This window comes from Rhodococcus sp. AQ5-07 (assembly GCF_009707305.1).
Classification (GTDB): Bacteria; Actinomycetota; Actinomycetes; order Mycobacteriales; family Mycobacteriaceae; genus Rhodococcus_F; species Rhodococcus_F erythropolis.
This window is the reverse complement of the sequence record NZ_CP046099.1, coordinates 699,296-712,913: the sequence shown is the minus strand read 5'-3', so window position 1 is coordinate 712,913 and position 13,618 is coordinate 699,296. Positions and strand designations below refer to the sequence as shown.

The following is a 13,618-nucleotide window of genomic DNA, read 5'->3' as shown; positions in this document are numbered from 1 at the left end:
CGAAGCTGGAAGTGTTTCGTGTACGGGACTATTCAGCACGTCGATAATTTCTTACCGTGGTCGAATTTGTTTCGTCTGTGTAATCAAAACTTTCACCAGAGCACTGCTATCTTCGGCACATGGACGACGACCAGAGAGCGATAGCGACCGCAATCGGGGCAGCCGTGCGGACAGCGAGAAAAGAAGCCGGTTTGACGTTGCGTGAGGTTGCCGTGAAGTCAGGGTTGTCGCAGCCATTCCTGAGCCAAACCGAAAACGGGCACGCAGTACCCAGCGTCATGAACCTTCATCGCCTCGCGCAATCGCTCGGCACCACGGCGCACTCACTCTTGGCACAGGGCGAGCGAACTCCGTCCAGCCTCGTCCGCGCCGGCGAGGGGCGAACCTTCGAACTGGCACACGATTCGGTGATCCGATTCTGCTCGACCGGTTCACGGACCATGGAACCCAACGAGATCACGGCAGCACCTCACTCCGAGGCAGGTGAGCACACCGAGCATGCCGGCGAAGAATTCATTCATGTTCTCGAAGGATCTGTCGAGGTCGAGGTCGGGCTGGACGAGCATCACGTTCTTCATGTCGGCGATACCCTCCTCTACACCTCGACCATCCCGCATCGGTGGTTCAATCGCACCGCTGCAGTTGCGAGATTCCTCATCGTGAGTTCACCGCCGTCCTTCTAGATACGCCACCGCTGCAGTTCCACACCACAACCCCGGCTCGCGGCTTACCCTGACAGCGTGACCAAGTGGCCGGAACTTGCGCGTGAGATCGCCGATACCGTTCTGTTTCCCGTCGCCGACAGCGTCGACGCCGACGGAGAAATCCCCAGCAGCCATTTCGACGCGCTCGCCGCCGACGGCTTCTACGGCATCGCCGCCCTCGGTGACGGTGGCCCCAGCAGCGAAGAACTGGTCGAGGTCCTCGAAACCTTGTGCGGCGGTTGCCTCGCGACGACGTTCACCTGGATGCAGCATCACGGCGTCGTCGGGGCCCTGGCAGCGAGTACCAATACGTCTCTGCGCGAACAATACTGGGACGGTCTGGTTTCCGGCACGATTCGCGGTGGGGTTGCCTATGCCGGCGCCATCCCCCGCCCACCGCCCCTGTGGGCCAAGCGGGTGAACGACGGCTACGTCCTCGACGGGATCGCACCCTTCGTCACCGGTTGGGGCATCGTCGATGTTCTCTTGGTGTCGGCGCGCGACGAGTTCGACAATTCCATCGTTCATTCCGTCGTACCGGTGGGCGAGGCCCCGGGTCTGACGATCGAGGAGCTTCCACTGATCGCGGCGCGCGGGAGCAACACCGTCCGAATCGTGTTCGACGCTTTCGAAATTCCCGATACCGACGTCTGTGCTGTCGTCAGCGACGAACAGTTCCAGAGCACCCAACTCCCCGGCTTGTGGCTCAACGGCGCGATGGCCATGGGCATCACCCGCCGCGCCGTGACCGAACTCGCGGATCTGGGAGTCGACGCCGACGCGTTCGAAGAACAAGCCGCCCGGGCGCGCGCCGATCTCGATGCAGCACTGCGCGGCGGCGGCGACATGTCGGCCGCACGCGCCCGCGCATCGGAACTTGCGATACGAGCATCGGCCGCGCTCGTCACTGCGACCGGAAGCCGCGCCCTCGTCGGCAGCAACACCCCCGAGCGGCTCATGCGAGAAGCCACCTTCACTCTTGTCGCGGCTGGTCGACCGGAGATCAAGACAGCTCTCGTGGAACGACTCAGCGGATACTGAGTCTGCACGGTTGCACTCGATTACGCTGGGGCTCATGACCAGTGGAGAACCAGTACTCATCCCGGCCGGAACCGTGTTCACGCCGGAGGACCTGACGTTCTATGCCGATCGCGACTCCCGCAGTCTCGACGACGCCATCGCCGAAGCCGACCTTCTTGTCAGTTGCCCACACTCGGGTTCCGCGATTCCAGCAGAACTCTCACGTTTTCTCGCACCCGAGTTCACACAGCGGCTGCAATTCGACTTCACCGACATGTCCACCAGTCCCATCGTGCGCCGTTGGTCCGAAATAGATTCGCGCATCGTGTACGTGGAGAATCCGCACCCTCGCATGATTCGCGATCCCAACCGTGCGAAGCCCGAAAACCTGGAAGCGTCACTGCGCGAAGCCTTCGCCCGCGTCCACAAGGCCGGTGCAGGCAACAAAGCAGACCTCACCGGCGTCGACGCAGTTCGCCCTGTCACCTTCTCGTTCTACCCCCTGTTGCTCGAGCCGACCGACGACGCGGGCTGGAAGAACCTCGCCGAGACCTTCACCGAGACAGCCGAACACGGTTTGGGTGTCTACGAAAGAACTCGCGACGCACTGATCGAAGCCATGGTGGAGAAGAGCTTCGAACTCGGTCGATCGTTCACGACGTTGTCGTTCCACGACACGATGAACCACACCACCCGGCGGGACGGCGCCGTCAATGTCGAACGGCCGGAAGCAGATCGACTCCCCGACGTCGTCGCACTCTCCAATCGTGGCGACCACCACGGCAATCGACGCGGCGACAATCCCGTGACGATGGATCCGGAGCTCATTCGCACACTTGCGGTCTCACATCGCAAGGGATTTCAGGTCGACGATCCAGATGCCGTCGCTCTCAATCAGCCGTACCTCGGCAGTTTCGAAATCATCCGAGCCGGAGCGCGATTCGCCGAATTGAGCGCCCGCGCTGCCGAAGCCGGGATCACGTTGAGCGCGGTTCAGGCCGAATTCAAACGAGAATTCCTACTGGGAGACGAACTGGCCGCATACATCATGAAACCCGGCCTCGATTGGCCTACACCCGACGCCGAACGGGTGGACCAGCTCGCCCACGCGTGCAAGGCGAGCTGGGACCACTACCGCAACAGCTGACTCAGCAATATCACTCAGGCTGACTCAGCCGAGCACCACTCCGAACACCGCGCCGGCCGCAATCGTCGTGACGGCCAAGATGATGGTCGGCAGGAAGAACGAGTGGTCGACGAGCTTGGAGCCGAGCTTCGTGCTGCCCGAGAGGTCGAAGTTCGCAGCTGCGATCTGCGAACCGTTTGTCGGCAACAGATAGACACCGGCAAACGCTCCGGCCCACATGCCGCTCACCAGGCCGGGTGCAATCCCGGCAGCGAGACCGATCGGCACGATGGTCCTCGTCGCGGTCGACTGGCTGGTTGTCAGGACACAGACCAGGAAGACACCGAGCGCGAAGATCCATGGCGCGGCGTTGACCCAGTCGCCGACGGTGCTCGTGATCAGCTCCGAATGTGCGCTGATGAACGTGTCCGTCAGCCATGCCAGACCGAACAGCGCGATGGCCGAGACCATGCCGGCACGGAACACCGTCGACGAGGGCACGTCGGCAACGTTCGGGCGGCACACCAGCAGGATCAACGTACCCACGACGAACATCAGCATTTCGATGATCGGTGTCATCCCCATCGGGGTACCGTCGGCGGCTTCGGGGCGAATTCCCTTGAACAGGCCGAAGATCACGATGGCCAGAACGCCGGCCAGGAAGATCAGTGCCGCGTTTCGTCCGGTCTTCGTCGAGACGAGTTCGGTCTTGGACGCTGCACCAGGTCCGGCCAATTCGCCCGACTTCATCTTCGCCTGTATGTCCGGGTCGTCGTCGAGATCCTTACCGAGCCTGTTGACCGCGATGGAGGAGAGGACGATGCCGACAACAGCGGCCGGGAAGGTGATCTTGATGATGTCGATGAGTTCGAAATCGTAAGGCGGCACGTCGGTCAGCGTGACCATCGCCGCCATCGCCGCGGACACCGGACTACACGCCAGCGCCACACCGGTCGAGACAACCGACAGCGACAGCGGCCGTGACGGCCGCACACCGTTCTTGTACGAGACGTCGTAGATGACAGGGAGCAGCGGGTAGAGGATGTTGGACGTACCGGCACCGACCGAGAACAGGAATGACACCAACGGCGCGATCAGCGTGATCTGTTTCGGGCGAGATTCGATCAACTTGGCCGCGATGGTGACCATCCAGTCGATACCACCGGCCGCCTGCATCATCGACGACGCGAGGACAACGGACAGGACGATGAGGAGAGCGTCGACCGGCGGACTGCCGACGTCCTCTCCGAAGACGAACACGAGGACGGCAACACCTGCGCCGCCCCACAGACCGAGAGCGACACCGCTCGATCTGGTACCCATGACAATCGCCCCGAGCACTACCGCCAGCTCGAGGACAATCTTGACTGCTTCCATCAGGCACTCGCCTTCTCGATGACAAGAGAATCGCTATAACAGGGCAAATAGTATGCTCTGCACTTCGGCTGCGGGCACGAACACGCTGTCGGTGGGAAGGGGCAATATGGTGGTCGTGACCAACGTCCTCAGTAGGTTCTCGCCCGCCACACGCGAGTGGTTCGGCGGCGCTTTCAGCGCTCCGACTGCTGCGCAGCTCGGTGCCTGGGAATCCATCGCGAGTGGCTCTCACACACTTGTCGTCGCACCCACCGGCTCCGGCAAGACATTGTCGGCGTTCCTGTGGGCCCTCGATCAACTCGCCGCGAAGGACGAAGGCGAACGCGCCACCAAAGTCCTCTACATTTCGCCACTCAAAGCGCTGGGAGTGGACGTCGAACGGAACCTTCGCGCGCCGCTGGTCGGCATCACACAAACTGCGAAACGTCTGGGCCTCACCCCGCCAGAGATCACCGTCGGTGTCCGTTCCGGCGATACGTCCCAGGCCGATCGGCGCTCGTTGATCAAGCGTCCTCCGGACATCCTGATCACGACGCCGGAGTCGTTGTTCCTCATGCTCACCTCCGCTGCCCGGGAAACACTGGTCGGCGTCGACACCGTGATCGTCGACGAGGTTCACGCGGTGGCGGGTACCAAGCGCGGCTCGCACCTTGCGCTCTCTCTGGAACGTCTGGACGGCTTGCTCGAGCGTCCGGCGCAACGCATCGGATTGTCGGCCACTGTCCGTCCCCACGAGGAGATCGGGCGGTTCCTCGCCGGTTCGGCACCGATCCGAATCGTGGCACCGCCTGCCGCCAAGACCTTCGATCTCACGGTCCGTGTCCCCGTCGAGGACATGACCGAATTGGGTATCGCGACGCCCGCCGACGGTTCCGAATCCCCCACCCCGCAAGCCGGTTCGATCTGGCCCCACGTCGAGGAACAGATCGTCGACCTCGTGCTCGATCACCGATCGTCCATCGTGTTCGCCAACTCTCGGCGCCTCGCCGAACGATTGACAGCCAGGCTCAACGAGATTCATGCAGAACGCATCGGTCTGGCCGTCGAGAAAACACCTCGCCCGCCCGCGCAGATCGGAGCTCCCACCGAGGTCAACTACGGCGCAGAACCCCTCCTTGCTCGCGCCCACCACGGATCGGTCAGCAAAGACCAGCGAGCCCTCATCGAAGACGATCTCAAATCGGGTCGATTGCGATGCGTCGTCGCCACCAGCAGTCTCGAACTCGGAATCGACATGGGCGCCGTCGACTTGGTCATCCAGGTGGAGGCGCCGCCTTCGGTTGCCAGCGGCCTGCAACGTGTCGGTCGCGCCGGCCACCAGGTCGGCGAGATCTCACGAGGCGTCGTCTTCCCCAAACATCGCACCGACCTGATTCACTGCGCGGTGACCGTCGAGCGCATGGTCGAAGGCAAGATCGAGGCGATGGCCGTTCCCGCCAATCCCCTCGACATCCTTGCCCAGCAAACTGTTGCGGCCACCGCTCTGGAACCGATCGACGTCGACGACTGGTTCGAGACGGTGCGCCGAAGCGGTTCCTTTGCAACGCTTCCCCGTTCGGCCTACGAGTCGACTCTGGATCTGCTCGCCGGGCGGTACCCCTCGGACGAGTTCGCCGAATTACGTCCGCGCCTGGTCTGGGATCGCGAGTCCAACACTCTGACGGGCCGCCCGGGTTCGCAGCGCTTGGCAGTCACTTCCGGCGGCGCCATCCCCGACCGCGGCCTCTTCACGGTCTACATGGTCGGTGAGAAAGCATCAAGAGTCGGCGAACTCGACGAAGAAATGGTCTACGAATCCCGGGTAGGCGACGTCTTTGCGCTCGGCGCCACCAGTTGGCGGATCGAGGAGATCACCTTCGATCGGGTTCTGGTCAGCCCCGCCTACGGCATGCCCGGTCGTTTGCCCTTCTGGCATGGCGACGGACTCGGTCGCCCTGCCGAACTCGGACAGGCGTTGGGACAATTCGTTCGAGAGACCGCGCTGGGTAACGAAGCCGACGTCGTCGAGCGTTGTCGCGTGGGCGGGCTCGATCACAACGCCACAACCAATCTGATCCAACTCGTCGGTGAGCAGAAGAATGCCACCGGGCAGGTCCCGTCGGATCGAACGCTGGTTGTCGAGCGCTTCCGCGACGAACTCGGCGATTGGCGTCTGGTGCTGCATTCCCCGTACGGCCAACGGGTTCACGCACCGTGGGCCCTCGCCATCGGGGCCCGCTTGCAGGAACGATACGGCGTCGATTCCAGTCCGACGGCCTCCGACGACGGCATCATCATCCGTCTCCCCGACACCGAGAACGAACCTCCCGGCGCCGAACTGTTCACCTTCGACGTCGAGGACATCGAAGATCTGGTCACCCAGGAGGTGGGTGGCTCGGCATTGTTCGCCTCCCGATTCCGCGAATGTGCCGCCCGCGCACTGCTTCTCCCACGCCGCAATCCCGGCAAGCGTGCCCCACTGTGGCAGCAACGTCAGCGGTCGGCGCAACTGCTGGACGTCGCCCGCAAGTTCCCGACATTCCCGATCCTGCTCGAGACCGTGCGTGAGTGCTTGCAGGACGTCTACGACCTGCCGGCACTGAAGGAATTGTTCGGCAAGATCGAACGGCGCCAGATTCGAATAGTCGAAGTGGAGACGCCCTCGCCTTCACCATTCGCGAGTGCGCTCCTGTTCAACTACGTCGGCGCGTTCATGTACGAGGGCGACAGCCCCCTGGCCGAGCGACGCGCCGCCGCACTGTCGTTGGACTCCACGCTGTTGGCCGAACTCCTCGGCCGCGTCGAACTGCGCGAGCTGCTCGACGCCGGAGTGATCGAGCAGGCAGAACGTGAACTGCAACGTCTCGCTCCGGACCGCAAGGCCAAGGACCTCGAGGGCGTTGCCGACCTCCTCCGCATGCTCGGCCCGCTGACCACCGAAGAAGTCACGGAACGCTGTCTCGAGGATCCGGTCTCGTGGCTCGACAAGTTGGTCGCAGACAAACGTGCCCTCCACGTCTCCTATGCGGGCGAGAGTTGGTGGACCGTCGTCGAAGATGCAGCGCGCCTTCGCGATGGACTCGGCGTTCCCCTACCCATCGGGGTTCCGGCCGCGTTCATCGAGCCGGTCGATCAGCCACTCGACGACCTCCTGAGCCGATACGCACGCACTCACGGACCATTCACTCTCACGGATGCGGCTGCACGCTTCGGTATCGGAGTATCCGTCGCGCGTGACGTTCTCGGTCGGCTCGCGCTCGAAAAGCGTGTTCTCGAAGGAGAATTCCGCCCGTCTGCAACTGGGAGCGAATGGTGCGACGCCGAAGTCCTGCGCCGCTTGAGGCGTCGCTCGCTCGCCGCGGCACGGCAAGAGGTCGAGCCGGTCAGTACCGCAACGCTCGGACGTTTCCTTCCCGGTTGGCAGCATGTGGGCGGCACGCTGCGCGGAATCGACGGTGTTGCAACGGTAGTCGATCAACTTGCCGGCGTTCCGATTCCGGCGTCCGCTCTCGAATCGTTGATCCTGCCGAGCCGAGTCGCCGACTACTCCCCCGCGATGTTGGACGAACTCACCTCGACGGGTGAAGTCCTGTGGTCCGGATCCGGAGCAATCTCCGGCAAAGACGGGTGGGTAGTTCTGCACCCCGCCGACCTGGCACCGATCACGCTCAATTCGCCCGCCGACACCGATGTCTCGGAGTTGCAGAAGCGCATCCTCGACCTGCTGTCCGGCGGCGGTGCCTACTTCTTCCGCCAGTTGGTCGACGCGTTGCAAACTACGGAGTCGGCTGCAGACACGGTCGACAGTGCGGTGACGACGGCACTGTGGGAGTTGGTGTGGCTCGGACACATCGGTAACGACACCGTCGCACCGCTGCGCGCACTTCTCTCGGACACCACCAGAACCACCACAAGTCACCGATCGCCTCGACGTGTTCCTCGTGCCCGTCCGTACCGCGGAATGGCGCGCGCTTCAACCCCGGCTCGCACGGGACCGGCAACCGCCTCCGGTCGGTGGTTCCAGCTGCCGGCCATCGAACCGGACCCGACCATCCGGGCGCACGCCACGGCCGATCTGTTGCTCGAACGGTACGGCGTCGTCACCCGCGGATCGGTGATGAGCGAGAACGTGCCGGGCGGTTTCGCGTTGATCTACAAGGTACTGAGCACATTCGAGGACAACGGGCGCGCTCGACGCGGATACTTCGTGGACACCCTGGGCGGCGCTCAATTCTCGACGCCTCCCGTGGTCGACCGCTTGCGCACGTTCGGTGATTCCATCGAGGGGCGCCACACCTCCTCGGCTGCAGTCACTCTCGCGGCGTGCGACCCGGCCAATCCATACGGCGCAGCACTGCCGTGGCCGGCGTCGGGGGGCGAAGAGTCACCCGGACACCGACCCGGACGTAAGGCGGGAGCACTGGTCGTTCTGGTGGAGGGCGAGTTGGTTCTGTTCGTCGAGCGCGGCGGTCGCACCATCCTGACATTCACCGACGACGGCGGAACTTTGCGCCTGGCAGCGCTGTCGCTTGCCCAGAAGGTGACTTCTCGCGCTGTCGACAAGTTGGTAGTGGAGAAGGTCGACGGAGAGACCATCCACGGCAACGATTTTGCTCCCGTCCTGGTCGAAGCCGGCTTCGCCGCCACTCCTCGCGGATTCCGGTTGAGATCATGAGGATTGAGGTCATGATGGTTGCGATCGTGAAGTGCTGGAGCGGCGACCATGCCTGAGGGCGATACCGTGTGGCGGGCCGCCAACGATCTGCGCGCTGCCCTGGCCGAGAAGGTACTCACCACTTGCGATGTCCGCGTTCCTCGCTATGCCACCGTGGATCTGTCGGGTCATCGTGTGGATTCCGTCGCCAGCCGCGGAAAGCATCTGCTGATCCGCGTGGGCGAAGCGTCCATTCACACGCATCTGAAGATGGAGGGTCAGTGGCAGATTTATCGCCCCGGCGAGCGCTGGCGCAGACCCGCCCACCAAGCGCGCATAATCTTGGCCACCGAAGACTCTGTAGCAGTGGGCTTTTCACTGGGAATCACCGAGATCCTCGAACTGGGGCAGGAACAGGAGGCCGTCGGGCACCTCGGACCGGACCTGCTCGGGACCGATTGGGACAGTTCCGTGGCCGTCGAGAATCTTCGCGCTGCAGACTCCGTACCGATCGGAATCGCGCTCCTGGATCAGCGCGTGATGGCCGGACTGGGCAACGTGTACCGCAACGAGATCTGCTTCCTACGAGGCATTCACCCGAAGACGCCGACACACCGCGCCGGGAACCTCGACGCGATTGTGGATCTGTCATTCCGCACCATCAACGTCAACAAGTCGCGTCGCATCCGGGTCACCACCGGCGACACCCGCCCAGGTAGGCAAACGTGGGTGTACGGCAGACGCGGAAAACCTTGCCGCCGATGCGGAACCCGCATCAGAGAAGACACCCTCGGACCGGATCAGCTCACCGAGCGAAATATCTTCTTCTGCCCCGTGTGCCAGCCGTTCACGCCTGGTTAGCGTTGATCAGCAGCCGGACGCAATGGCGCACAAATCGCTCGCGCTCGACGACGATCGAGCCGTCCAGATAACCGATGAACAGTGTGAACAACGCCCCGACCAGCCCGACTGCCACCAGCTGCTTGTCCACCGGATCAGCAATCTCGGACAACTGGTCGTACACCAGGTCCACGAACGCCGGCATCGATTCGATACCGCGTCCGCTCAGCACCGGCTCCGAGAGCGGAGCGATCAGAAGCACTCGCCCCATTGCCGGGTCGTCGACCATCAGCTTGACGAAAGCGTCGACCGCAGCGGTGGCGACTGCCTCGGATGTCGTCTCGGACTCCACTGCCGTGGCGAGCGCCGACTGCGCGCGCTCGGCGACAAACGTGTGGACCGCGACAACGTACTGATCGCGATCGGTGAAGCTCTCGTAAAAGTACCGCTCGGTCAGACCAGCGGCCTTGCAGACCGCTCGCACGTTGACGGCCGGACCGTCGACCGCACCGAGCAGTGTCACTCCGACGTCGAACAACGTCGCCTTTCGAGTGGCCCTGCGTTCTTCGATGCTCACAACTTCCCCACTTCGCCGACACTTGTCCTTCAATGCACCCGGTATTCGATCCTTGACTACCGCTGTTGTCGATCCTAATCTGACAACATGCGTAGTCAACTTGGCGACAGCAGCACCCCGGTTCCCCTCGGTCCGGATTCCCTGACCTGGAAGTATTTCGGCGACTGGCGCGGGATGCTCCAAGGTGTCTGGGCAGGTTCGATGCAAAACATGCACCCTGGTCTCGGCGCCGGGGTCGAGGAGCACTCGCAGTTCTTCGACGAGCGCTGGGAACGGCTGTACCGCTCGCTGTATCCCATTGCCGGCGTCGTCTTCGACGGCGATCGCGCGCAGCAGACAGCCGAAGAAGTCCGTGGCTATCACACACGGATCAAGGGCATCGACAAGCTGGGACGCCGGTACCACGCACTTGATCCCGACACCTTCTACTGGGCGCACGCGACATTCTTCATGGGCACCATCGTCACCGCCGAGAACTTCTCCGGTGGCCTGACCGAGGCCCAGAAACGACAACTCTTCACCGAGCACATTCAGTGGTACCGCCTGTACGGGATGAGCATGCGCCCGGTTCCCGAAACCTGGGAGGCATTTCAGGAGTATTGGGACCACATGTGCCGCAACGTACTCGAAGACAACAAAGCGACCCGCGACGTCTTGGATTTGTCGGGGCTGGGAAAGCCCCCGTACATGACGTGGCTACCCGATCCCTTGTGGCGGCTCACGCGGATTCCCCTCGCCCGCGGATTCGTGTGGCTGACAGTGGGCATGTACGACCAACCGGTTCGCGACCTTCTCGGCTACTCGTGGACCAGTCGCGATCAGAAAATTCACAACGCTGTCGGCCGCACCGTCAACGCCGTCTTCCGCCTGGTGCCGTGGCGATACCGGTATCAACCGCGCGCTCGCGCGGGGTGGGACCGAGCCAGCGGCAGAATTCCCGACGGGGCACCACTGGTCCACACACCGGCGCGCAATCTACCGCCGCTCGAGCAGCGAGATAATCCGATGCACTACAGCCCGAGGGTCTGATCTGCCATGCTCTGAACATGGAGTGGGACCTGCGAACACTGCTGAACCGGCCGATCACGTCTCACGGTGCGCCGCTGGGACAAGAACGTGTGGCGGCGAGAACCACCGCGTACATCTACGGCAACATTCTTGTCCTCGCCGCACTCGTCCCGGTGACAAAATCTCAGGAATCACTGGGTGCCGCGATTGTGGTCGGCACGGCATTGTCGACGTACATCGCCCACACATTTGCCGAGAGCGTCGGCGAGAGCATTCGCAACGACCGCCGTCTCACCACCGCGGAGAGAATCGACTCGCTGCGCGATTCTGTCCCGATCCTCACCTCCGCGGTTGTGCCTGTCGCCATTCTCGCGACGGCGTGGTTCAACTTCCTGGAACCACGGACGGCGCAGTTGATCGCGGAAATCGTCTTGATCCTGCGCATCGGATCCACCAGTTACGTGATCAGCCGTCTTCACGGCGAGAAAGTCAGCACGAACACACATCTGGCAGCCTTCGGCCTCGCTGCCGTCGCCACCCTCATAGTCGGCTTGAAGATAGTGCTCACTCATTGACGAGCCACAAGTGCAAAAGAAGTCAGACCGGTCGTATATAACTAAGACGGGCAATTCGCAGAAACCTAACAATCGGTAATTTCGATGTGCGGTGATCGACGACTAACTCGGCCCACTTCTATCAAGTAGGCAGAGGAGCAGCCCGAAATGACAACACCACAGCCGCCGTATCCCTGGAACAACGACCCCAACCACACGACGCCTCTCCCTCCGCCCCCTCCTCCGCCGCCGGGCATCACACCCGGTCAGGCGCCGTACTCGGGACATCAGCCTGCTTACACCCCGCCCCGGCCCCATACGGTCAAGGCACTGGATATTCGCCGATGCCTCCCCGCCCGCCGAAATCGTATGCATGGCTGTGGGTCTTACTGGGAGTTGTCACAGTCGCACTCGTCGCCGTCGTGGTCTACGTATGGGTTCTCCCTCTTGTCTTGAACGACAATTCCGACGAGAACACCGCACGCACGGAAACCGTGGTGATCACCTCACCCGCGGCCTCGCCGCAAAACGGCGTCGTCACACCCGCGCCCAACGAGTCGGTCCCTGCCAGCGCAGCGCGTTGTGGATCGGTGTTCTCGAACAACGAATTCACAACGTCCGCCGTCGGCACCAGCGTGACGTCTTGTGAGTTCGCCGAAGAAGTGCGCTACCAGTACGTGAGCCAGGGCCGACGCGGCGGCCCGGTCTCCATCAGCGCGGTCAGTCCGGTCACGGGAACTCGGTACTCGATGAACTGCGCCGGCAACAAAGTCGTCACGTGTACCGGCGGAAACAACGCGGTGGTCTATGTCTATTGAGCAGTGCGTCGAGGCTCGTAGCGGGACGCGCCGACGACTCCTGGCGGTTGCACTCGCCACTGCTTCTGCAGCAGCCCTCGCGGGCTGCACGATTCCGACGCGAGACGAGTCGTCGGAGAAGGTCGAGACGATCACCGAGATCGTCGTCGTTCCACCGGAGCCGACAGAGACTCCTGCCGCCCCGGGCAACGGTGTCGGCCCGCTCGCCGGATTCGAGGCCCTGGGCAACACCCTCGGCGGCGCCGTGGGTATCGCACTCGTGCCCGTCGGCGGCGGTCAGTCACTCGTTGCCGGCGAGTGGCAGAACGGAGTCGCCTGGTCCACCATCAAAGTCCCACTGTCCATCGCAGCCCTCCACGAAACCGACAACACACAACTCACCACGGTCGAGCAGGCGATCACCACCTCCGACAACGAGTCAGCCGAAGAACTGTGGCGAGGCCTCGGCGATCCGACCACTGCCGCAGCGAAGGTCGAGTCAGTCCTCGTGGCCTCCGGCGACATGTCCACCACCGTGGAATCACGCACGCTACGACCAGAATTCAGCTCGTTCGGTCAAACACAATGGCCACTTGCCGTCCAAGCGCAATTCGCCGCCACTCTGCCATGCCGGAGCGACGCCATCGAAGTCTTCGGGCTCATGGGCAGCATCAGCCCCGACCAACATTGGGGCCTGGGAGTGATCCCAACCGCTCGATTCAAGGGTGGGTGGGGGCCGGACGACGACGGCGGCTATCTGGTCCGCCAATTCGGGATCATCAGCAGCGGCACCGGACAACTCGCTGTCGCCATCGCAGCCAAGCCGGACTCGGGCACTTTCGCCGACGGTACTGCGATGCTCAGCGACATCGGCCGCTGGGTAGGCGAACGAGCGCAGGCTTTACCCATCGGCGGCACCTGCCAACCGAGCTGAAGTACTGCCGGTTGAGGGAGGTACTGCCGTTACCCGGCTGAGCAGTCA

The 13,618-nt window shown here is 63.0% G+C and carries 11 protein-coding genes; 9 read left to right on the top strand and 2 right to left on the bottom strand.

Features of this window, described 5'->3' with window-relative positions; all coding sequences use genetic code 11:
• Positions 1 to 119: 119 nt before the first annotated feature.
• From GJB56_RS03320 to GJB56_RS03310, 3 genes are read left to right on the top strand one after another with little or no spacing between them, the layout of a single operon-like run.
• Entirely contained in the window at positions 120 to 683 is a 564-nt protein-coding gene (locus GJB56_RS03320) for a helix-turn-helix domain-containing protein (protein WP_003940980.1), read from the top strand.
• A 57-nt stretch (positions 684 to 740) separates the two neighbouring features.
• On the top strand, positions 741 to 1,745 hold the full coding sequence (locus GJB56_RS03315; protein ID WP_113683023.1) for an acyl-CoA dehydrogenase family protein: 1,005 nt from the start codon (positions 741 to 743) through the stop codon (positions 1,743 to 1,745).
• Between the two features lie 34 nt (positions 1,746 to 1,779).
• Entirely contained in the window at positions 1,780 to 2,871 is a 1,092-nt protein-coding gene (locus GJB56_RS03310; RefSeq protein WP_113683024.1) for an N-formylglutamate amidohydrolase, read from the top strand.
• Between the two features lie 24 nt (positions 2,872 to 2,895).
• Here GJB56_RS03310 and GJB56_RS03305 read toward each other — a convergent pair whose 3' ends face one another.
• The gene (locus GJB56_RS03305) at positions 2,896 to 4,227 is read right to left on the bottom strand and encodes an anaerobic C4-dicarboxylate transporter family protein (RefSeq protein ID WP_019747724.1); all 1,332 of its coding nucleotides are present in this window, start codon (positions 4,225 to 4,227) and stop codon (positions 2,896 to 2,898) included.
• Positions 4,228 to 4,333: 106 nt separating this feature from the next.
• Here GJB56_RS03305 and GJB56_RS03300 point away from each other — a divergent pair, with 106 nt between their 5' ends.
• Positions 4,334 to 8,881, top strand: a complete 4,548-nt coding sequence (locus tag GJB56_RS03300) for an ATP-dependent helicase (RefSeq protein ID WP_113683106.1) — start codon at positions 4,334 to 4,336, stop codon at positions 8,879 to 8,881.
• Positions 8,882 to 8,929: 48 nt separating this feature from the next.
• Entirely contained in the window at positions 8,930 to 9,721 is a 792-nt protein-coding gene (locus tag GJB56_RS03295) for a DNA-formamidopyrimidine glycosylase family protein (protein ID WP_019747722.1), read from the top strand.
• Here GJB56_RS03295 and GJB56_RS03290 read toward each other — a convergent pair.
• A complete protein-coding gene (locus tag GJB56_RS03290; RefSeq protein WP_019747721.1) occupies positions 9,708 to 10,277 on the bottom strand; it encodes a TetR/AcrR family transcriptional regulator in 570 nt (189 codons plus the stop codon). The two genes, GJB56_RS03295 and GJB56_RS03290, sit on opposite strands and share 14 nt — an antisense overlap.
• 87 nt (positions 10,278 to 10,364) lie before the next feature.
• Between GJB56_RS03290 and GJB56_RS03285 the strand changes: the two genes are divergently transcribed.
• The 4 genes from GJB56_RS03285 (at position 10,365) to GJB56_RS03270 (ending at position 13,570) form a co-directional block, all read left to right on the top strand.
• The gene (locus tag GJB56_RS03285; RefSeq protein WP_113683025.1) at positions 10,365 to 11,306 is read left to right on the top strand and encodes an oxygenase MpaB family protein; all 942 of its coding nucleotides are present in this window, start codon (positions 10,365 to 10,367) and stop codon (positions 11,304 to 11,306) included.
• A gap of 17 nt (positions 11,307 to 11,323) precedes the next feature.
• The gene (locus GJB56_RS03280) at positions 11,324 to 11,860 is read left to right on the top strand and encodes a hypothetical protein (RefSeq protein WP_019747719.1); all 537 of its coding nucleotides are present in this window, start codon (positions 11,324 to 11,326) and stop codon (positions 11,858 to 11,860) included.
• Positions 11,861 to 12,183: 323 nt separating this feature from the next.
• On the top strand, positions 12,184 to 12,657 hold the full coding sequence (locus GJB56_RS03275; RefSeq protein ID WP_113683026.1) for a serine/threonine protein kinase: 474 nt from the start codon (positions 12,184 to 12,186) through the stop codon (positions 12,655 to 12,657).
• Complete coding sequence (locus tag GJB56_RS03270; RefSeq protein WP_097387552.1) at positions 12,647 to 13,570, top strand: hypothetical protein; 924 nt, start codon at positions 12,647 to 12,649, stop codon at positions 13,568 to 13,570. The genes GJB56_RS03275 and GJB56_RS03270 overlap by 11 nt, the downstream gene beginning before the upstream one ends.
• Positions 13,571 to 13,618: the final 48 nt, after the last annotated feature.

Coding starts and splice junctions, on each gene's coding strand:
- GJB56_RS03300 (WP_113683106.1), top strand. CDS start 4,334: ATGGTGGTCGTGACCAACGTCCTCAGTAGGTTCTCGCCCGCCACACGC.
- GJB56_RS03280 (WP_019747719.1), top strand. CDS start 11,324: ATGGAGTGGGACCTGCGAACACTGCTGAACCGGCCGATCACGTCTCAC.
- GJB56_RS03305 (WP_019747724.1), bottom strand. CDS start 4,227: ATGGAAGCAGTCAAGATTGTCCTCGAGCTGGCGGTAGTGCTCGGGGCG.
- GJB56_RS03275 (WP_113683026.1), top strand. CDS start 12,184: ATGCCTCCCCGCCCGCCGAAATCGTATGCATGGCTGTGGGTCTTACTG.
- GJB56_RS03295 (WP_019747722.1), top strand. CDS start 8,930: ATGCCTGAGGGCGATACCGTGTGGCGGGCCGCCAACGATCTGCGCGCT.
- GJB56_RS03270 (WP_097387552.1), top strand. CDS start 12,647: ATGTCTATTGAGCAGTGCGTCGAGGCTCGTAGCGGGACGCGCCGACGA.
- GJB56_RS03310 (WP_113683024.1), top strand. CDS start 1,780: ATGACCAGTGGAGAACCAGTACTCATCCCGGCCGGAACCGTGTTCACG.
- GJB56_RS03285 (WP_113683025.1), top strand. CDS start 10,365: ATGCGTAGTCAACTTGGCGACAGCAGCACCCCGGTTCCCCTCGGTCCG.
- GJB56_RS03320 (WP_003940980.1), top strand. CDS start 120: ATGGACGACGACCAGAGAGCGATAGCGACCGCAATCGGGGCAGCCGTG.